At 41.9% G+C, this 21,982-nt stretch carries 14 protein-coding genes; 6 read left to right on the top strand and 8 right to left on the bottom strand.

The window, feature by feature from the left end:
- Positions 1-610: 610 nt before the first annotated feature.
- The 3 genes from F6K40_RS17785 (at position 611) to F6K40_RS17775 (ending at position 2,816) form a co-directional block, all read left to right on the top strand.
- Positions 611-1,534 (top strand): nucleoside hydrolase, encoded by a 924-nt coding sequence (locus F6K40_RS17785; RefSeq protein ID WP_293138148.1) that lies wholly within the window; start codon positions 611-613, stop codon positions 1,532-1,534.
- A gap of 341 nt (positions 1,535-1,875) precedes the next feature.
- Positions 1,876-2,487, top strand: a complete 612-nt coding sequence (locus F6K40_RS17780; protein WP_293138146.1) for a DUF3318 domain-containing protein — start codon at positions 1,876-1,878, stop codon at positions 2,485-2,487.
- A gap of 206 nt (positions 2,488-2,693) precedes the next feature.
- Positions 2,694-2,816 carry a hypothetical protein gene (locus tag F6K40_RS17775; RefSeq protein ID WP_293138144.1) on the top strand — a complete coding sequence of 41 codons (123 nt, stop codon included), beginning with the start codon at positions 2,694-2,696 and terminating at the stop codon, positions 2,814-2,816.
- Between the two features lie 708 nt (positions 2,817-3,524).
- On the opposite strand, the gene F6K40_RS17770 is transcribed toward F6K40_RS17775, so the two are convergent.
- The 6 genes from F6K40_RS17770 to F6K40_RS17745 all read right to left on the bottom strand — a co-directional run bounded on the left by F6K40_RS17770 (position 3,525) and on the right by F6K40_RS17745 (position 6,142).
- Positions 3,525-4,538 carry a GNAT family N-acetyltransferase gene (locus F6K40_RS17770; RefSeq protein WP_293138142.1) on the bottom strand — a complete coding sequence of 338 codons (1,014 nt, stop codon included), beginning with the start codon at positions 4,536-4,538 and terminating at the stop codon, positions 3,525-3,527.
- A 75-nt stretch (positions 4,539-4,613) separates the two neighbouring features.
- Positions 4,614-4,949: a XisI protein gene (locus F6K40_RS17765; protein WP_293138140.1), complete on the bottom strand. Its 336-nt coding sequence runs from the start codon at positions 4,947-4,949 to the stop codon at positions 4,614-4,616.
- Entirely contained in the window at positions 4,919-5,152 is a 234-nt protein-coding gene (locus tag F6K40_RS41380) for an element excision factor XisH family protein (protein WP_375340579.1), read from the bottom strand. The genes F6K40_RS17765 and F6K40_RS41380 overlap by 31 nt, the downstream gene beginning before the upstream one ends.
- A 98-nt stretch (positions 5,153-5,250) precedes the next feature.
- Entirely contained in the window at positions 5,251-5,412 is a 162-nt protein-coding gene (locus F6K40_RS17755; protein ID WP_293138136.1) for an element excision factor XisH family protein, read from the bottom strand.
- Positions 5,413-5,492: 80 nt separating this feature from the next.
- The gene (locus tag F6K40_RS17750; protein ID WP_293138134.1) at positions 5,493-5,879 is read right to left on the bottom strand and encodes a HEPN domain-containing protein; all 387 of its coding nucleotides are present in this window, start codon (positions 5,877-5,879) and stop codon (positions 5,493-5,495) included.
- Positions 5,876-6,142, bottom strand: a complete 267-nt coding sequence (locus F6K40_RS17745; RefSeq protein ID WP_293138152.1) for a nucleotidyltransferase domain-containing protein — start codon at positions 6,140-6,142, stop codon at positions 5,876-5,878. The genes F6K40_RS17750 and F6K40_RS17745 overlap by 4 nt, the downstream gene beginning before the upstream one ends.
- A gap of 100 nt (positions 6,143-6,242) precedes the next feature.
- Between F6K40_RS17745 and F6K40_RS17740 the strand changes: the two genes are divergently transcribed.
- From F6K40_RS17740 to F6K40_RS17730, 3 genes are read left to right on the top strand one after another with little or no spacing between them, the layout of a single operon-like run.
- Complete coding sequence (locus F6K40_RS17740; protein ID WP_293138132.1) at positions 6,243-6,452, top strand: hypothetical protein; 210 nt, start codon at positions 6,243-6,245, stop codon at positions 6,450-6,452.
- Positions 6,453-6,460: 8 nt separating this feature from the next.
- The gene (locus F6K40_RS17735) at positions 6,461-6,919 is read left to right on the top strand and encodes a type II toxin-antitoxin system VapC family toxin (protein WP_293138130.1); all 459 of its coding nucleotides are present in this window, start codon (positions 6,461-6,463) and stop codon (positions 6,917-6,919) included.
- 5 nt (positions 6,920-6,924) lie between these two features.
- Complete coding sequence (locus F6K40_RS17730; protein WP_293138128.1) at positions 6,925-7,050, top strand: hypothetical protein; 126 nt, start codon at positions 6,925-6,927, stop codon at positions 7,048-7,050.
- Positions 7,051-7,478: 428 nt separating this feature from the next.
- Here the strand turns inward: F6K40_RS17730 and F6K40_RS17725 are convergent, their stop codons facing one another.
- Entirely contained in the window at positions 7,479-7,616 is a 138-nt protein-coding gene (locus tag F6K40_RS17725) for a hypothetical protein (RefSeq protein ID WP_293138126.1), read from the bottom strand.
- Between the two features lie 228 nt (positions 7,617-7,844).
- Positions 7,845-21,854: a S8 family serine peptidase gene (locus F6K40_RS17720; protein ID WP_293138124.1), complete on the bottom strand. Its 14,010-nt coding sequence runs from the start codon at positions 21,852-21,854 to the stop codon at positions 7,845-7,847.
- Between the last annotated feature and the right edge of the window lie 128 nt (positions 21,855-21,982).

Here is a 21,982-nt window from a genome sequence, read left to right as displayed (position 1 = left end):
TGTAGGAATAGATAAAGAAGAAAAACAACTGTACCTCCGAGAGCTTGGGAAACGCTATAATTAAATAATTAACTTTTAAAGTTTCCCCAATAATAGCTGATTTATAAATTAAATATTAAAACGCTTAATTACTTACTATACTTAGGTTTGGATATTTTTTTTCCAGTAAACCCCAAATTACTAAAAGCTAGTTCAATAATTAATAATTAACAATTAATAATTAATAATTACCTCTTCTTAAAAAGAAGAGGATTGGTTAAAAATAAAATTTTTTTTCTTCTCTTGGTCGATTGGATATGGCGCCGGTCACCTATCCATCCCACCCTTCGGGAAGCTCCGCTAACAACCGCTTTTTTCTCCTTGAAAGGAGAGGCTTTAAACCTTGATTTTTCGGTAATATTAAGACTTTTGGCGAAGTTTACAAATCAGATATAAAGGGGAAAAAAATAAATTTTTTCCTTTTAGTCAATCCTTTCCCTTTTAGGGAGAGGTAGTTATCAATTATCAATTATCAATTATCAATTATCAATTATTCATTATCAATTAATGAACTGTTCTTTATTTCTTAAAACCCTATATAATTCTAATTGAAATCTAATCTTTAATCTCTATGTCCAAGAAACTTGTACTGATGGATCATGACGGTGCTGTAGATGATTTTCTCTCTACTGTTTTACTAATGACTATGGAAAATGTTCAACCTTTAGGAGTAATTGTAACACCTGCCGATTGTTATATTGAACCTGCAATTAGTGCCACTCGAAAAATTTTAGATTTAATGGGGTGTTCTAATATTCCAGTCGTAGAAAGTACAGTCCGTGGTATGAATCCTTTTCCAGTTTTATTCAGAAGAGATTCTTTTGCGGTAGACCATTTTCCAATTTTAAATGAGCAGGAAAATATTGATACTATTTTGGTTTCTGAACCTGGTCAAAATTTCATGGTACGAGTTTTAAAATCAGCACCAGAACCTGTAACATTAATGGTAACTGGTCCCTTAACAACTGTTGCTACAGCTTTAGATATTGCTCCAGAAATTGAATCAAAAATTCAAGAAATTGTGTGGATGGGTGGTGCATTAAATGTACCGGGAAATGTGAGTAAAGATATGGAACCTGGTCAAGATATGTCTGCTGAATGGAATGCTTATTGGGACCCATTTGCGATTGAAAGAGTCTGGAAAACTAAAATCCCCATTGTACTTTGCTCGTTAGATATTACTAATAATGTACCTCTAACTTCTGAATTTTCTCGCAAATTAGGTAGGCAAAGAAAGTATCCTATTTCTGATTTTGCCGGACAATGTTATGCCTTAGCAATTTCTCAGGATTATTATTTTTGGGATGTTTTAGCAACTGCTTATTTAGCACATCCAGAATTTTATCAACTCAAAGAATGGGAAACTGTAGTTATTACAAAAGGCGTCAGTCAAGGACGGATCAAAGTAGAAACTGGTGGGCGGAAAATTCTGGCAATGGAAAAAGTTGATACAGAGAGTTTTTATCGTTATATTCTCCAACAATGGGCAAGATAATTAATGGATAATGGATAATGGATAATGGATAATTACCTCTGGTTAAAACCGTACTTGATTTAAGATAAGGAGTAAATCTTTAAAACCAGGGAAAACTGATAACTGAAATGACCTTTAATCACTAAAATATATAAATTTTACACTTGAGAATAATGTATGTAATTCATTTTAATTATTTGTATAATATAGTAACCCTAAATAGGTTGCAGGTAATCAAAAAGTAGATAAAAAAACTGAAAATCTTACCTGTTCCCAGTTAAGTGTTCCCTATTCCCTAAAAGCGGTAAGATTTTTATACACAAATATATTAGAGGATTGCTATATTTAGGACAGTTAAAAATATGAACTCTGAACTTTCTGAAACAAGCCGTTTATTAGATATTATGCCTGCTTCTGGACGGATGATGACAAAAATAGTGGGAAAACCAGACCAACCTACAATTATTAAAACGACATTTCCTGTACCTTGGAAAAACGATCGGATCGTATATCTAAATTTTGATTTATGGATGAATTTACCCAAAGCACAAAGAGATTTAATTATGTTACGAACTGTCAGTTGGTTATGTGAAATTGAATGGTTTAAACCTAATATAAATCAAGGTATTTTTGGAGTTGGGTTAGTAGGAATAATTTCCCAATTAACAGAAGCAGATGTAGTTGGAATTTTAGTTGCTGGTGGTTTAACCACAATTGGTTTAATCAGAATTTGGCAAAGTAACCACAGTACACAAACAGAATTAGCAGCAGATGAAATGGCAATTCGAGTAGCAACTCGACGGGGTTATGAAGCACCAGAAGCAGCTAATCATTTATTACAAGGAATTGAAAATGTCGCCAAAATTGAAAGGCGAAATAATTTTAATTTTACTGAGTTGATTAGGTCTCAAAATTTAAAAGCGATCGCTGGTTTATCTCCAGTAGGAGTACCAGAAAAAGTCAGGAAAGAATAATTGTAGTGGGAGCATCTTGCTACCCAAGTATTAACCAAATTTTTGCTAAAGTAAAACAAATATGAAACATGAATGGAGTTAGCAATGACCAAGAAATAAGGTCATACAGTCTCCCCTTTTCAGAGGATAAAAAAGAAAATTTCGGATTTTCCCTCTTACTGAATTAGGAGGTACTGATAACTGATAACTGATAACTGATAACTGAAATGGGTTTACTTGTACAAAGGAATGCTATTTCTCAGTTTTTGGCAATGGGTTTAAGTATAGAGGAAGTTTCTAAAACTCTCAATTTGAGTGTTGAGAAAGTTCAGAAAATTTTGCACTCATAGATATCAAAGCAATGTAGGGACGTTCCATGGAACGTCCCTAATAATTTGTCATATAAAATCCGGTTATACAGTAATCGCCAAATTACTTCTTCAACTTACAAATGTTAAGCATGAATACGAATTTAAAAATTTATGCATTTTCATTTCCTTTCTTACTCCGTACGGACGTTGCTTGAGCATTAATGCGTTTTCGTATAGGGAATGCTCCTATTCCATGTCGCTGAGCGTTAACGTTTGCGGAGCATAACAAGCGGAAAGTTGTGCGGAACGCTAAACGTCCCTACCCCTTACTCCTTACTCCTTACTCCTCAGGACCTACGGACGTTGCTTGAGCATTAATGCGTTACATGTCGCGCAGCGATACATCCCTACCTTCTTACTCCTCACTCCTTATATAGAATCCGGTTATATAATATATGTTTATAACTCTATAATTACTTTAATCTTCCCACACTTCCCACACTTCCCACACTTCCCACACTTCCCACACTTCCCACACTTCCCACACTTCCCACACTTCCCACACTTCCCACCCGGACCACACTTCCCACCCCTAACTATATAATAAGTATTCAACCGGATTTGATATTACTCCTTACTCCTTACTCCTTTCCCTAATTATTTATAACTATTCAACCGGACATGATATCAGATAATAGGCAACTAAATTTTTGCTAAAATCAAACAATATATCAAAATCCAATTTTTTTAACTAAGAGAATTTTGTTTAAAAATAGGTAGACCTTCTGGTGATAAAACAATGCTACCTTGACCATCTCGTTCTACATCACGGAATAGATAATTACCAGAATCATCTCGTTCTAAAACTAACTTTCCTTCCTCAAATTTATAACTGGGAGGATGAAATTGAGCCATACCTTTATGCTCAAATATTTGACCTTTTTCATCTTTTAAAATTGGACTTACTACTAACTCTCCATTAGCATCAAATACCCAATCTTGAGTTTGTGTATCTCGCAAGGGAGTAGGATAAATAGGTAGGTTTTTTGATGTTTTAATTAACTGCCCATTACTATCAGTAATTGGATAAATAAATACAGGTTTATCTAGACTATTATAAACCAGTTTATTAGTTTTAGGGTCTCTTAAAGGAATTGCACCTGGTAATGGTGGTTCCGGTAAATCTAATTCTGGATGAGGCGGGTGTAAACTAGGTGAATTAGTATTAGGTGAAATTTCATAATGTTTGCTAAATTGAACTGCTGTTGGTGTAAAACCAGAGCGTTTCAATAATGCTTGCATACCTTTTTGGTCGGCAGCAATTAATAAGTCAATATCACTTACCTCCATTTCTTGTGCTTTTTCAATGGCGATATTTGCTAATAGTTGAATATTTTCTGGTTGACGATGTTCTGGTTGAACGTACATTCCTAAAACTGAACCGATACGCCGGGGTAAAAAGGGGTTTTCTAGTTCCTGTTCTTCTAAAAATTCTGCTGATAAATCAGGAGGTGGTGCTTCATCGTAGAAATAGATAAATATACAGCCAACTATTTGAGTTTGATTGTTAATTTGAGTTTCTAAAATATAACAATATGATAGAGGTTTATTGAGTTGGTAACTAACATATTTTTCGTAATCAAAATTGGGTTTAAGTTTCATTGATGGGTCAATATTAGCCCGTTCGGTGGCAAAATCTGCCCATAAAGGTGCTATTGCTTGACTATCTTCTGGAGTTGCTAATCTGTGAGTATAATTCATGGTTATTTAGTTGATATTTTGTTAATAATAAAAAGTCTAGTTTCATGTCGGAAATAGCCAAAAACGCTCCTCAAATTAACAAACTGCAAAATCAGTTATCTTGCGTGTTTCTGGGTGATAAAATCCTAAAACAATTTTGTCTTGGGGAACCCCTTCTGCTAACAATTCTCTTGCTATACCATCTTCAGTTCCGTCGCGATGAATCCAAATTTTCTCGCCTTTGATTTCTAGATGAAGTATGCAACCATGAACCATTTTATGACCCTCTACTCCCAGAATCATTAATAGATAATGGTTCTGTTCTCGGTCAAAAACCGTTTTTCTCTCTACTTCGCTATAGGAATAGCGCAATTGACCATAGTCGCCGATTATTTTCTCGATTATTTGTTGATATTTACTGATGGTATCCATTCAATAATTACCTCCTCTGATTTGTTGAAAACTACTAAATTTAAGCGTTGGTTTTCTAGCATTAATTCACCGATGGGTTCGCTGAATATTCCATTATAAGGCTTTACACCTACTGCTAAGTAAAGAATTCTTTCTGGGTTGGTTTTTTCGAGTACGTCATGGTAAACGATATACTGACCAACAGCATTTTCTAGGTCGTTCATTGGGGAAAGGCCAGCAAAACTTTTCAGTTCTACTGCTATTTTTACTAAAAAACAAGTTTTAAAGCTTCTCCTTTCAAGAGAATGAAAAAAAATCAGCTTTAGTATTTCAATCCCGATGCTGAGTGCCAGAGATACTGATAACTGATAACTGATAACTGAAATGGACCCCACTTGAGAACGTAAGAGTCGTCGGTTATGCTCCAGTTATCTTTGACCAGAGCGTTAATTAAGTTGGCATGGTAAGCATCTCTAGCTGGCATGAGGGAATACTTAGGGTGTTTTTTTGATATTGTAGCAGGTTGGGGTCTCAATTGTACATTTTTTTAGCTTCATTCTCAGATTAGGGTGGCAGCGAGTCAATATTGGTCAAAGCAAAATTGAGTATTTCATCGGCCTGAGATATGAGTTCTTCTGCTTGGGTTTCAGTAATATTTGGTTCTAAATCGTCATCACCCCTCACACGAATTCTTTCTGCATCAATAAGATAACGATGATATTCTACTGGAATTCGTTGAGTCCGAGTAAATTGCCGACCGAAAGCAGGGATAACTGCTGAGTGTCGGGTGTAGGATAGTCCTTCTCCTTCCAGAAATGCGGTGGCCACATAAAACATAGCGTAATAAGCACGGGAGGCTACAAATTCGGAAAGACCTGTATTGTTGAGCTGCCGTGCTGCTTGTAAACTTCTGGCTGCTTTATCTAATAGTATCTGTTGTTCCGGGGTCATACCGCTATGCCTTCTGCACGGACGTTGCGGAAAAATCCGCTATTGCGATTTTGGAATTGTTCGTACTCTGCAAAAGCACAGCTAATCAAGACGTTGTACTCTAAGCATAGGTCTGCGATCAAGAAACTAATCCGATCGCTTTCTTGGGAGTAGTCGAAGGGATTTTTGAGAACGATGAGAAGGTCTATATCTGAGTCTGCTCTGGCATCACCTCTTGCTTGGGAGCGAAAGAGAACTAATTGCTCTAATTGTTCGTCATAAATTACTACCTTTTAACTTTTGACTTTTAATTTTATGATAATTGTCTCAAATGTTCCAACAAATGCTATACTAAAATCAAATTGCAATTTAGGAACTAGGACAATGAGCAATGCCGATCGGGTCTTGACTATCGAAAATATTCAATCTTTTTCTGTTGAGGATTTTCTCAATTTATTAAAGGAGAAAAGGACGCTTTCAGTGCAGTTATCCGAGAGAGAAATATTAGTAGTAGAAGCTAGGCAAGAAGAATTAAAGCCTTTACCTATCTTAGAGGCTAACATACCTTCCGGTTGGAAGCAAGCAATTTACTAGGGTTAATAATGACAATTGTTTTTTTAGATGCAGGAATTTTTATTGGTGCTTTATGTAGTGGCGATTCTCGGCATCCTGAAGCTAGAGCTATCGTGGAAGCAGCTAGACGTGGTGATTTGAATTGCTGTACCTCTGTTGGGGTTTTGAGTGAAGTTTATGCGGCTTTAACCTGGGTGGGTGCTAAACCTCCTCAGACACCAGAAGTAGCCAAGCTTTGCGTTCGTGCATTCGTGGAAAATCCTTCAAAAATTGCCGTTTTAGATACTAATTTTGAGGTGAGTATCAAAATGTTGGAAATTGCTGCTAACCGAGGTTTAACAGCTCGTCGGATTCACGATGCTAGACACGCTGCTACAGCTTTAGTAGCTGGAGTTTTTCAGGTTTACACTTACGATGTAGATGACTGGAAAGTTTTTGCTCCTGATGGGATTGTTATTGTTGGACCGGATTCAGTTTTGAATGTTTAAGAGTAGTGCTGATAATAGATTTTGTTCTAAAAGCGATCGCTCCTTTCAATTATCAGTTATCAGTTAGAAGAAAAGAGCGATCGCCACAGAGGGCGAATGCCATTCGCCCCTACATAGTTTTTGGTGGGTGATATTTGTGGTTATTGTGATTACCATTTTGAGAGATTATTTGGGGGCAACAGAGGCGATCGCCTATTCCAGATTTTTTTGGAACGACTGGTATCTCTGAGGGCGAATGCCATTCGCCCCTAAATGGTTGTTTGGTAGGTGATATTTCTGGCCATTGTGATTACCATTTTGAAGGATTATTAGGATGTAATTGATCTATTTCCCATTTCAAAGGATTTTCTATTATGTATTGTCGGAGTTCGTTTAATGATCTTTCAGGCGTTGGTGAATTAGTGTATGATATTAAACTTAATTATTTAGGAGTCAGGAGGTAGGGACGTTGCATGCAACGTCCGTACGGAGTCAGGAGGAAAGAAAGAAGAAGAAAGAATAGTAGAGGGAGAAAGTTTTTTGTTTGCGCTCTGATCCGGACAAGAAATCATACCTCAAATCACCAACGCCATCTTTCATTTCTAATGATATGTTCGTAATAATTCCGTTGCCACACAGGAGCTAATGTAGTTAACTGTTCCCCATGATAGCGAATACGATTGATACGTTTAGTCACAGCAGATTTGAATCCTACCATTGCGGTAGCTACATAGAGACCCAAAGAGAACTATTTGCTCTAATTGTTCCCCGTAAATTTTTTCCAATCCCTGGCGAGTTTGGGCAGTTATTTCTTTTAGTTGGTTGAGGGTTTGTGGTTGGAGTTGGCGACTTTTGCATATATTTGAGAATTGACTGTTGTTTTTGATTGGTATTTTAGTATGGGTTAGTTAAGGAGGAGGGAGCGATCGCTAACGCCAATTTTTTTTCAGTTCTCCAAAATATGTGGTAGTTGGTCTTTTATTTTTTGGTCTTCAGGGGGGAACAAAGCTTTTGGAGTTTTGCCATGTTTGGCAGGATCGTATTGGTACGCTGGCTTGCCATTCAGGTATAGTTCATATGCGGGAAAACCATCGTGATTACCCTGAAGAGTATAATACAATAAGCCGGTATTCGACCGATAAATATTAACAATGATATTTGCATCAATAGATGGTGTAACCAATGGAGCCGCAGCCACAGGATTTTGTCCCTTCACTTTAAAAGTGACGCGGAGGATATTTGGATGAATTCGATTAACACTAAAATCAAGGTTCTCGTGATTTCTTTCAAGTCTCTTAGTTTCATCTACTGTTGCATTATTCTTTAGGGATTTAAACCAGCCTGGATCGGATGGATCTTTGGTATCTTCTACTTCCCAGAAAGCATATCTTTTACTTTCACCCCATTCTTGTTTTTTAGAAATCACTAAATCCTCTAATTTTTGTTGACTTAAATCAAGGTTTATGTCTTGAAAACTACGATATCGATCGCTTTCATAAGAAAAAGTGCGATTATCTCCACTGTAAGCAGCAACCGGATCACGGACTGCTTCAGAAGGTATGAAAGTTTTAAACCGAATATTCACAATGTTATCGTCATCAACATTAGATTTCGATGAAGGAATTTGTCCCGCATTACCATTGTAAGCAAGATAAACTCCATCCTCTAAATCATTATTCCATTTTTCTAACTCACTCCAGTCTGGCACATCTTCAAAGTTCACTTTTTGGAATCCGGTAATCCCATATTTGCCTCCTCCAATTAAAATTGGAATCATTACTGTTTCTCCATTAATAGTTTCAGGCTCAGACTGATCGTTGTTTTTATTCACTTCTTGACATTCACAGTTTGGCTTTAAGTGTTCTTCTAACCACTTACTAATATCATCTCCCCAACCTTCGATAATATCACCCAGTCCATCCAACAAACCATCCAAACCGCCAGTAATAAACTTGCTAACACCAACACCAACAGAACTAATATTTTCCAAAGCATTAGCAACCTTCTCCCCTAGCGAATCTTCTCCATCAACAAAATCATTAGTCCAAGTCTTAGTCAGCGACACAATACCTTTAACTACATTGCCAATACCACTAACTAAATCGCCACTTTCAATAGCTTTAATCCCGCCATAGATTAGAGTTGGAGCTTTAGAAAGCGACTCTAGCACTTGATAACCAAATTTGCCCAAATCGCCTAAGCTTTGCACTCCACCTTGAACGAAACCATTAATACCGCTGGTGGCAGCGCTGGCTAAACCGCCCATGACTTGCAGGAAGCCCATAATACTGTCGCCAGATAATGCACTACGCACACCGCTGAAGGTTCCAGATGCAAGGGATTGGAAAACTTTAATTGAAGATAGAGCCTTTTGGGCAACAGCTTGAGTCATTCCCCAAACTTGCCGGGCAGTATTTTGGGCTGCTTTCAAAGCTTGACCTAAACCACCCGATATAAAGCTAGTAGCAGACATGATGCCACTGAAAATTGCACCTAACCAGTCGCCGTTAATAGCTGCTTGAGTAGCACTAATAGCACCCGATACTAGGGATAAAGCTAAACCAATTTTAGCGATTGCGATCCCACCAATGGCAGCGGTAGGTGGGAACAGCAACAACACCCCACTGATTAAACCGAGAACCATCGACACAGTTCCCAACATCTGATTCCAGAAGTATTTCTTCCGTGCCTTCCGTTCCTTAATCCGCTGGTCAATAATCTGCTCCAACATCTCTCGCGACTGCTTGGCTAAATCTTGGGAAATATCCACCGCCTGCTCTGCATAAGCAACCTTACTCAAGGTCTCAATATACAGAGGGTCAATAATATCCCGTTCCCCAGATAAAACTTGCGATCGCTCCAGTTCCTCTACCAACTCCCGCGATGCACCTTGTAAATCCTGTTGCGCCTTGGCCAATAACTGAGTATCCCAAAGTTCCTCTGACTCCAGTTGGGCAATTTCAGTCTGATAATGTTCCACTTGCCCTATTAACCCGGCAGTAGTTTTCAGCAAATTCTCCTGAATATTCTCTGCTTCTTTCCCTTGCAACGCTAGATGAATATCTCCCTGAGTATCTGCCAACAACGCCTTCACATCATCAGGTAAATCTGGCTGTTGTTTCTCCAAATTCTGCAACTGCTCCAACAGCGACGCCATCTGAGACTGCAATTGAGCCTTGTCGCTACCACCAGCTACCTCATCTAAACCAACATCAACGCGAACCTGATTTACCGCTTGTCGCAAATCCTCCTCAGCTTGCAACTGCTCTAACTGCTCCAACTTCGCCCGCGCCTCTAAACGCTGACGTTCAATTTCGATTTCTTCCCGTTCGATACGCCGTGCCACTTCCTCTTCAATCTCAGACTGCCGTTGAGCTGCAATTTGTTGTTCTAACTGAGCTTGGGCAAGGTTCAGTTGTTCTAAACTTACTAGCTGCACAAAAGTTTGTTCCGTTTGCTGGCGGATGCGAGCAATGCCGTCTAACCGCGCTTGGGCAACAGCCAATTCCTGCTCTTTTTCTTCCCGTTGCTCTTGGGTTTCGGCAATCTGATTGTTAATGTCTTGGAGCATCTGGGCCGCTGTTTCCTGTTGCTGACTCAAAGCATTCATCTGCGCTTGTGCCGTTTCCTTAATCTGCCCGAAATGGTTGGCTTGAGCTTGCGCACGCTGCTGCAACTGGCGATGGTTTTGCATCTCACGATAATAGTTATCCGCTAACCTCCGGTCTTCTGGTCGCGCGATGCCTCCTGCACAACTGCCCCCAGTATCGCTGGCAATGTCGCTATAATCGCGATAATAGATTTCGGCAGCGGTGGCGACATCGTTATGAGCAGCAACGTCTAACAAATGTTTTGCCTCCTGGTTGCCCGCAGCAGTTGCTTCTTGCAATCGTTGCAAGATTTGGAACTCTAAATCGTTTACTTCCTGCTGTTTCTGAGCTGCTTCTAAGGTGTAGTTAGCATTTAGTTCTGTTGCCTCTAGCAATTCCTTGAGTATCTGCTGGTGTTCTTTAGCTGCTTTCAAATGTTCATCATTTTGTGCCAATAAGTCGTTTTGCACTTCCTGTAAAGGAGCCGTTAATGCCTGACTGCTCGCTTCTGCTTGTTCTGCTAAACGTTGAGCTTCCGCCAAGGCAGCGCGGGTATCTGCTAGCTGTGCCCGGAGTTGGTCTAAGTCGCTGTCTGGAGCTGTCAGGTAAGCATCTAATAACCGTTGTTCGGCGAGAATAACTTCGTTTTCGGCGGTTAGGAGGGTGCGTTTTTGACTGAAAGCTGTTTGCTGCTCTCGCAATACCACCGCTTTATTGTCCAATAGTCCCAGAGCATCCTGGAGTTGTGCCTGTTTAGTCTGCAACTCGGTTAATTCGTTGCCCGTTGCCACGGCGATTTTTTCTGCCAACGCCTCAGTATCAGCTATCAACTGTTGACGCAAATTATCTACTTGATCGGTTTCTGCATCTAAAGCCACAGTTTGTTGTTCCACCCATTTTTCCGTATCTGCAAGTTGGTTTTGCAACTCCTGGGATTGTTTGTTGAGGTCGCCACGACGTTCTAAGATGTCTTCAACAGTGTTGATATATTCCGTCGCGTTTTCATCATGTTCTGCCCACTCCGCTAATACTCTGGCATTGTACTCATCAGCTTCTTTTTGAGCTTCTGCTAGTCTTTGTTCTACTTCTGGCAACAGGTCTTCGAGGATTTGCAACTGTTCATTAGCAACAGGAATTTGCTCCCTGGCAGTTTCCAATACTTCCAACAGATTGCTGCTGGCAGTAATTGGTGTTTCGGCAGCGTTGGTGGCATTATTCGCGTTTGCCCACTGTTCTGCTAGATGTTGCAACCGTTCCTGTTGTTGTGCTTGGTTGTCAGCAGCAACTAATTGATTGACTCCTTGTTGGCGCAGTTGTTTAGCATATTTGGTGTAGGTATCCCAGATAATCCAGTCGTGATCGACGTGGGTGATAGTTACCCAATGCGCTTTTTTCTTGCCCGACTTACCGCGTTTCCAAGTCTTGCGTTGTTCAGTCCATGTCGGACCGTTTTTGCGACTGCGCTGCCAATGGTAGGCAGCTCGTTTTTCGTACCAGTCTGCTTGAGCTATAGCTGCTGCTGCTTGAGCGTTGTTTTGGGCTGACTCTGCTTTGAGTTGGGCTAATAGCGAGCCGTATTTGTTGGCTGATTCTTGGGTTTCGCGAATCGCGCCCTCAATAGTCATGCTGTTTTCCCCATCTTGATGCAGCAGGGATGGCAGCAGTATTTCGGAGGCATTATCGACTATAGGTTTGAGGTGTTCCTCTTTGCGGGTTTCTATATCTTTGGCTTCAAGATCGGAACTTTCCCATTCCGTCCAATTGATGCCATTTGTTGACTCGCGAGTATAGATGTTGTTATCTACTCCTAAGTAAGATTGAACTAATTTGCCATCAATGTTTTCCAGGGTAAAATCGTTGATACTCGGAACTGTAGCGCCTTCCGAGGACGACCACCTATCAACGTGAAATTGACTATTTGTGGTGTAAATTGTGTTGTCGGAAGCTCGGACTGACAACACTAAGTTGTTGCCAATCGTTGCTACTTCATAATTGCCACTAACTTCATTAGTAATTCGACGCCAAGGAGTCCAAGTTTTGCCGTTGGTAGAATAACGCAGATGAACTATGTCGTTAGGGGTTCGACCGAATTGATATAGTTTGCCGTTCAATTCTAGCATTTTCGGTTTCTCTTTGACTTGACCATGGCTGTAACTCCAATCGCTCCAAGTTTCTCCATTATCGTTGGAAGTGCGTCCATAGAGGTAGTTATTCGGTCCGCGAACTGCTTCTACTAGCTGATTGCCATATTCGATGCGGGTTGGTTTGAGTTGGTGGATAGGAGAGTCAGGCAATGTTTCTAAATATTCCTGCCGCCAGTCCCCTAGAGCGATCGCCTCTTCTAAAGGCTGCCATTGGCTCCAATTTACCCCATCGTTGGAATGGCGAGTGTGAATTTGGTTATCCATACCCCGGTAGGATTGAACTAATTTGTCATCCACAACTTCCTGAAGCATATCGGTCATGGTTTGAGGGGTGGCTTGGATCGCACCCGACCATTGAGTGCCATTGAGGGCGTGACGACTCCAAACTTTGTGGTCTTGACCTCGGACACTGACCAGTAAGCGATCGCCTACGACATCAACTTCCAATTCCCCTGTTGTCGCCCAGGTGATACCATTCCAACTCGTCCAATTGTCGCCGTCGGAGGAGTGGCGGATGTAGGTTTTGTTATCGGTTCCCTTAACAACTTGGAAGATTCTGTCATTGAGGGTGACAAGTTTGATTTCGTTAGCAGCACCTCCTTTATGGTTCCACTGCGTCCAAGTTTTGCCACCATCAGTGGAATGGCGTTGGTAGATTCGGCGATCTGGACCAGTCGTCGCTTGGAAGGTTTTATCTTTAAATTGGATGCTGACGGTATTTTCTGGTTCTGGCGCTTCTGCTTCGGGTGTGTCGTCAACCTGCCACTGGGTCCAGTTAATGCCATCTTCTGTATGCCGAATATATTTGCGGTTATCCGTACCCAGGTATGATTGAACTAATTTGCCATCAATATTTTCCAAGGAGAAATCGTTAAGGGAGGGAACTGGCGTTGGGTGCGAGGACGACCACCTATCACCGTTTACCTGACTATTTGTTGTGTAAATTTTGTTGTCTGCTGGGTTGGTGGCAGCGCGGACTGACAGTACCAAGTTATTGCTGATCGCTGCTATTTCAAAATTACCTGCTACTTCGTTAGTTACTCGCCTCCAAGGAGTCCAAGAGTGCCCGTCAGTGGAATGTCGCAGATAAACTATGTTGTTAAGATGGCGTACTGCTTGATACAGTTTACCATCTACTTCCACCAGTTTGATATCGTCTTTTTTGCTGTGCATAACGTTGCTCTGCCAATTGCTCCAGTTCTCACCGCCATCGGTGGAATAGCGGTTATAGGTCATATTGTCGGTGCCACGAACGGACTCAATGAGTTTATTATCAAATTCGGTGCGAGCGATTTTGTCTGAATCGAAGTTAACGTCTTGTTCCCATTTATTGCGTATTTCCGCTGCCTCCGCTTCGACTTCTTTTTGTTGTGTTTCTAGGCGATCGAACTCTTGGAGGTGCTGTTTTAAGTCTTGGAGTTTCTCACTGTCGGCGGGATTATCCGTACCTTCGGCAACGAGAGACTTAGCGATGGGGATGGCTTTTTCCTCTGCTTTGTCATTAGCTCCTAGAGTTAAGGAAACATTGTCGATAGCTATATAAGAATCACCAGCAGGTGAATGAATGGGGCTGAAAACAATATAGGGATGAGTTTTAGCCGCTTCTGGTGCGATGAAAGAAAGGCTCCGGCGTTCCCACTCATCGTCGCTGTCAGTGAGTTCAAAAGCACCCAAAGGAATCATAGACTTTAATTCGGTACTATCGGCTAAGAAAAATTCGTAACTGCCGGGATTTGACTGAATGGAACGAATCGAACGCTTCAAATAAGCAGATAGTTCGTAAGTCTTACCTGGTTCTAAGGGAGTTTCTAGCTTCTGAAAAAACTTTTCGTTATTGTTAGATATGGAAGCGCCTGCCACCCATCGAGAACCATCTTGTGCCTTGGCATCTTTGGAAAAATTTCCGTAAGCATTGGCTACTACACCAAAATCACCATCTTCACTATAGGTATCTGCATAATAACGTCGGGCGTTATTATGACGTCGGGCATTAATCCAGCCGGCGGGTAACGCACCCCATCCTCGTGTGCCCGTTACTCCTTCAACATCCTCAAAACTGCCGTTACGAATCAGGTTGTTATCCAAAGCTGCTTTAACATCTCGCAGGGTATAGCGATCGGCAATGGATTCGATTTCGTCCCACAACTTTGCATCCTGCTCTATCCACTGCTTCAACTTCTCAATCTCCTGCTTCAGAGTAGTTTCCCCTGCTGCTAACTCATCCCGACGAGGCGCCACCACACCCAAAGTCGTAATCGCATCTCGCAAGTCCGCCAAATTCCGGTCGCGCTCGCCATCAACATCAGCCAAATTATTCTCAATATGCTCAATCAACTCATCAACGGACTGAGACAGATTTTGCTGACCTTCCCCAATTTCCTGAGTTTGCTGATGCCCTTCTTGCAATTGACTCACCCACTCAGTCGCACTTGCCGTCAAATCTGCCCGTACTTGGTCATTGAGTTGAGCATAAGCTAACACCGTATCCTCATTAACCGCTTTTTCGGCTGCCGTCTCCGTTTCCAATTGACGGTTAAGCGCCTCTAACCGCTCATCATTATTATCGAGTTGTGACCGAATCTCCAACTCCTGCTGTTGTCGGAGATTTTCTAGAGACGCCTTAGCTGCCGTCAAGCGATCGCTCAACTCCGTCACTATTTCCTCATTTTCCTGTTGACGTTGCAATAGATTTTTCTGTTGGCCAATAGTTTTGGTAATCAAATCAGTTAAAGCTTGACGACTGACATCATCCGTAGTCTTATCCAAATCTGACTGCCAGTCAGTTATTAAACCGCTTAACTTATCAGCTTCAGCAGCTAACTCATTACTGCGGTTTTGCAACTCATCAATGAAACCTTCCACTTTAGCTTCCACCTGAGTCGGGAAGAAATCAACATCAGATTCCGTTCCCAAAACCCCAAAACCAATCAGACGGTTGAGAGCATCCGCTTGGTCTTGAGTAGTAGTCGCTAACTGTTGGCCAATAGTTTCTGCTGCCTCCACCGCATTTTGGAACTCTTGCAGTTTAGCTGCTTCCTGCTGTTGCAAAGGTTCAAGAGCAGTAACTAGAGGCGCGATATTTGCTTTTATTTGTCCTTCTTTAGCAGTCAAATTAGCAATATCAGCAGTTGCTGTCCCTAACTCAGACTGTTTGGTAGCAAGGTTGCTTTCCTTGGTGGTGATCGCCTGGTTCAACTCATTAATTTTATTGTGAGTTTCCTCTATCTTCGACCAATTATCGTTGCGCTGCTGTGCTAACCGCGACGCTTTCTGCAAGTTAGCGCGATATGCTGCTGCGTGTCCGTGGTGATATGTCAAATGATGACCGTTCCAATACCACAAGTTGCGCCGATGGTGTTGAGCTAGATTGTAGTAATGAGCTTCAGCGCTGCGTAATGGTTCGTCTTGACCATTTAAGCTTTGCAATTGCAATTGCTGGTTACCCAGTTGTAATTTTTTCAACTCTAGGTCTTCCTGAATATCTGCAATCTCCGTTTTCTTGGTTTCTTGTTGCTCTTTAGCGTCAGCAAGTTCGGTTTGAGTCTCAACGAGTTCTGACTGCAACGAGAGCAGTTGCTTCCGTTCGTCTTCCCCTTCTTTGCGAGCTGCCAAGAGTTGGTTTGTAGCAGCAACTTGAGTAGCGATCGCTTCCTTCCAATTATCCTCTTGCGCCTGATAGTCTGCATCCAAGCGATCGGCTTCGTTTAGCAACTTAACACGGTTAGAAAGGCGATCTATTTCCGCAGCAACGTGGCGAGCGTATTTCTCCGTTAGTTCAATTTCCTCATATTTATCTGAGATTTCTGACTCTTTATCCGCAATACGTTGCTCTATTTCAGCTAAAGTCTCCTGGAGATATATTTTATCTGAGCTTTCTTTCAGCAGTTGAGCATCTTGCTGTTCTAATTTTTGCTCATTGGTGGCAATATCAGACTCAATGTTGCCAATATTTTGCTCAATTCCTGCTAGTTCAGATTGCAGATTTTGTAAATTTTGTTGTTGGTTACTTAACTGAGTTTGCAGGTTTTGTTTCTCAGCTTCTAAGTTTTGCTTGTCAGTTTGCCGTTTAGCAATATCTGTTGCCGTTGCCTCAATTTGCGGTTGCAAAGTAGCGGTGAGTTCTTGTGCTTGTTGGTCTGCCAAGTCGCGCTGTCGATCAGCGTTGTTAGCTGCTGCAAGTTCAGCGTCCCGGTTAGCTTCAGCCTGCGGGTTGTAAATCCAACCGTAAACTGGTACTTGGCGATATCCTGTTCTCCAGCTTTTCCCAGACTTATAACGATAACTCTCCGTGCGATGACCTGTAACTCCCCAAGTATTGATTTGACCGTTCCAATGATTTGCATTCACTTCATGTTGCTGTCGTTGTTGCTCGAAATTATTAGTAATGGCATTCGCTTGGTTTATTTGGTTCTGATAATCTTGCAACACCGACTGTTGTTGGCTAATTTCTGCCTGTTTGGCGGTTATGTTGGCTTCATTGCTGGCAATATCAGTTTCCGTTTGAGCGTGCGCTTCCTCTTGCCCCAATATTTCTGCTTCTTTGTCAGATTTATTCTGCTTGGTAGTAGCCAGATTATTTTCTAGGGAATTAATCGTATCTTGGGTTTGACTAATTGCTGTTTTTGTGTTGGCAATTTGGCTGTCTTTGAGAGCGATCGCTTCCTCCAAAGTAGCATTAGGCTGAATATTTTCGATATCTTTGAAAATTTGCTGCTTGCTTTCCATAGCAGCGATAGTTGTCTCAGTAGCATCAATGTTAGGTTGCAAGCTCGCCTCAAGCTGTTGTGCTTGTAGAGTAGCTGCATCCCTTTGTTGGGCAGCATTATCGCGAGCAGCAACGTGAGCATCACGGTGAATTTTTGCCTGTGGGTTAGGAAGTCGTCCTTCACGATAACCCCACCTGACATAGTGTTCCCACGCACTGCCAATCCAGCCATGCCACACATTTATGTAAACATCGCGATAATGGTTTAAATACGCCTGTTCGTTAAACTGATTAATCTGATTTTGCCAGTATACAGCTTGACTATGATGCTGCTGTCGCTGTTGCTCGAAATTAGCAGCCACCGCATGAGCATCATTAATCTGCTGACGATAACCGTCTAAAATTTCCTGGTGAGGGTCAATATCTGCTTGCAACACTTTAACTTGACTAGGCATCAACTTCTCAACTTCAATATCCGCTTTTTCCAAACCTAAGTCGCGATATTCGTCCTGAAGTCGTGGCAAAGTCTCATCCGCAGCATTTTGTTGAGTTTGGGCAGCACTCAAACGCTCCTCCAAATCATCAAACCCATTCAACAAATTATTATTGCGACTCTCCACCCCGCGCAAGAAATCAACATACTCCTGCAATGGTAAGGTAGGGGCGAACGGCCGTTCGCCCCTACTTTGCCGTTTTTCCAAATCAGAAATCAAATTGCCAATAGCCAAACGTTGGGGTGACTCAGGAGCAGAGAGGTTGAGTTGTTCCTCCTGCACCTTTGCATACGCCAACTGCTGCTGGATATCATTGAGATAATTTTCTGTTTGTTCGAGGAGAGACGATCCCCCTAAATCCCCCTTATTAAGGGGGACTTCAAGATACGATTCCTCAATTCCGGTCCCCCCCTTTCCAAGGGGGGTTAGGGGGGATTCAATTTCCACCAACAACTCCTGAACTCTTGCTTTCTCAGCCTCCAGTTGCTTAATCTGTTTTTGCACCGCTGCCCGACGTTCCTGGTATGGCAGCAAGTAACCATAAGTTTCCAGGAAGTTTTGCAAATCTTTAGTCGTTTTGGCGCGGTCGCTTTGATTCACCTCAACTTCCTCTTGAACTTTATTCAACCGTTCCTCAGTAGCATCAGTTTTTTGCTGCTGAACCGGCAACTCTTCAACTTCCAGTTTTTGTAATTCCGCCTCGCTTTGAGCAATTTGCAACTCCAGAGTTTCTAACTGTTGCTGTTGCACCGGAGTTTGCAACGCAATTAAATCTTTCTCTCCTTGCAACTGCTGTTCTTTAGCATTAATTTCATATTCGATACCCCGCTTCAGTTCCGGCCAATCTCCCACTCGTTCAGCTAATGCAGTTGCCTGTTGGTTCAATGCATCCGCCTCCGTTTGTGCTTGTCGCGCCCACTGTTCCAAGGTGTGGTATTCTGCCTCGGCAGTGTTAGCTTGTTGCTGCGCATGGTTGCGAGGAGCGATGTGTTCTGGATAGTGACGCCAACCGTGAATAGGTTTACGAGATTTACCGCTTTTGCGATGACCAACAACTTCCCAACGGTTAATCATAGCATTATGCCAGTTAGCCATATCCTGACTTCGCTTGCGTCGTTCTTCCGCAAAAGCTACTTGCTGCCAATATTGTTCTGCCTGTTGAGTCTTTTCTGCTGCTTGTTTTTGGAGTGCTTCCAGGATTTCATTTGCGTCATTGGACTGCCCTGTAACTTCCGATAGTTTCTGATTGTTAGTTTCCAGCAACCTCTGATAATTGCTCAACGCCTGACTTTGTTGCTTAATTTGAGGGATTAACTGTTCTAGTTCGTGGTGACCAAGTTGGAACGCATCACCTTGCCAACTATGATGATTGGCATTACGCGCCGCTTGGTTGGCTATGTTGATATGGTGGTTGTATACAGGGGTATTCCGCACGGTGTACCGTCGTCCGCTGCGACCTCGGCGCGTCGTCCAAGCATTATTGGCAATATTAGTATGATGCTGCTGCTGTTGTCGATACTGGTGAGCTTGGGCATAAAAACTATCTGCTTGTGCCTTCAATGCAGCAGACTGTTGGCGATACTGTTGAATTTTGGCTTCCAATTTAGCAATTTCAGCCTTCACAACTTCGACATCCGCCACCAAAGTATCTGGTTCCACAAGCTGATATTGCAACTTCTGCCGAGCATCATCTAGCTCTTGTTCCGTCCGAGCGATCGCCTCCTCCAAAACCTTCAACTGTTCCGCATTAGCAGCCACCAACTCATCTCGTTCCCCAGTCAAAGCTGTCAACCCATCTTGCAACTGTTGCTGACGAGCAGCCAAATCCTGTAACCGTGACGACTCAATTTGATGATGCCCGACTGCCAAACGAAACGCCTCCGACAACTGCTCACTTTGCACCAAACTCTTAGCTGCTGCCACATCCGCCACTTGATAACTATCCAACGCTGCTGCCTGACGTTTAGCAATCTCATTCTGTAACTCCTCCAAAGTCACATCAGCATTACCCAAATCCCTCAAAACCTGCCATTGCTCCAACAACTGATTCTGAGTATCCGTCAAATCCTGAATTGCAGCTTCAGTTTCCGGCGACGCTGCCCGAACATCAACATCGACCCTTCCCGCTCCAGTAAACGCCGAAATCTCCACATCCCCAGACTGAACCACCGCCTCCGGTGCCACCAAACCAGCCATCAAAACCGCCTCAGTCACATCCAACAAACCAGCACCAGTCTCAGCATCCCAACCTTCCGGACCCAAATCTTTAGCAGTCAGAGTCAACAGTTCCTTGACTTGCTGATAACTCAACTCTGGATTTGCTGCCCAAACCAGAGACGCAGCACCAGTCACATAAGAAGTCGCCCGCGAGGTTCCCACAAAAGCATCCGGATCATTTTCATACTGCCCCCCTGGAGCAACCAAAGTCAAAGTATCACCCCGACTCGAATAATCAGCAACCGACTCCAACTTATTCACCGCTCCCACAGTAATAATATTGTCAAACTTTTCGGCAGCTTTACCCAAAGCAGACATTTCACCACCTGTATTACCAGAAGCAGCAACCAACAATACATTATTATCCCGTGCATATTGAATTGCCAGTTGTTCCGCTTCCGTCAAATCATAACGAGTTGTCACTCGTCCCTGTTCATCCACCTGAGTCAAATCAAAACTCAGGTTAGCAATACCCCGCTCTTCTCCAGCAGCTTTCAGGTTATCCACATATTGCACCAACTGTTGTGCCCAGTTACCATCATTAATAGATAAACGTTCATACTCAGCATTAGGGTTAACAGAATAAAATACATCCGTCACATCTTCGCCGTGTTCATCCGCAAAATCCAAAAATGCCACAGAAGTTTGAGGTGCATCAGGTAAAAGAATAGAAGCAGCTTCCGTAGCATTAATTAAATAGTTATCCCAAATCCGAAAATCCTCATTTGCCAACGCTAACTCCACAGAAGTCGGCAAACCTAAAGCTGCTCCCACTTCTTTATTGGCCAATAGTTTTTCCAAAGTAGCAACAGCTTCAGGAGACACCCCTGCTTTTGCCAGAATTTCTGGTTGCTCGATAGCATGGAAAATATTATCAAAATTAGATTCTAACTCAGTCGCCAATGTTTCCAAAGCTGTTTGTGCTTCTGGAGTATCCAAACTTGCTAATAAATCATCAGGGTTAGCATTAATAGCATTTCGTAACTCAGTTAAACCAGAATTAATAGTTGTCACCGACTCTGGCGCGACATAATTATTGAAAACATTAAAAGTATGAGCTGCCACACCTCCAGATTCAGTCGTCGCCTGAATTGTAACTTGACTTTCTCCAGTTTTTGGCAGTGCTTCTATAGATAATTGATTATTTTCTAAATTGACATTGAGAAGTTCACCATTGTCACTTATGACTTCATATTGGAGTTGTTCCCCATCGGGAGTAGCAAATACCTCGGAAATATCTATAGTTTGAGAGGATGTTTCGGGTGTCAGAGTAATATCTGAAATAGCATTAACCAAAGTAGGTGGTTGAGGAGAATTATCAATAACTGGTTCTTGAGCGCCATCACTACCGGGATTATTTCTAGGGGGATCTACTGGCACTATAGTTGGAGGCGGTAAAGTATCAACTGCTCCACCCACATCAGGTATTTCTACACTCGGTTGCCCTGGATTTATTAGTGCTTCCAAAGTCGGCCAAGTAGACAAATTTTCTAAATCAATATTATTAGTATCATTGGGGTTTTCTTGAAAGTATTCGTTGAGCTTTTCCCAATAATCTTGAACTAAACTTTCTGTATCTATCTCGGCAATATCAGGAGGAGCATCAACTCCTAAAATAGCAGTAATTAATTCTTGATCTGTGAATAATCCAAAGATAGGATGGTTAACAAGAGAGTCATCTATTGGTATGGGACAATAAGCACCAGGACTAATAATTTCTTCTAAAATAAAAGTCTTACTTCTTGGCTTTTTGGCAGATTTTTTAGCTTGTTTTTGTTGAGTCTTTTTCTTCCAGAACCAAACCATAAATTGCACCTCTAAATTCTGAGTTTTTAAATATTTTTATTAAGGTTAAATTAACTTACCAAAAAATTTTGGTTTAAAGCCTCCCCTTGGATTGACTAATCATAAATAAAAATTTTCATGATTAGTCA

The organism is Okeania sp. SIO3I5 (genome assembly GCF_010672085.1).
GTDB lineage: Bacteria > Cyanobacteriota > Cyanobacteriia > Cyanobacteriales > Microcoleaceae > Trichodesmium.
The sequence above is the reverse complement of the archived record's forward strand: the minus strand, read 5'-3'. Positions and strand labels throughout refer to the sequence as shown.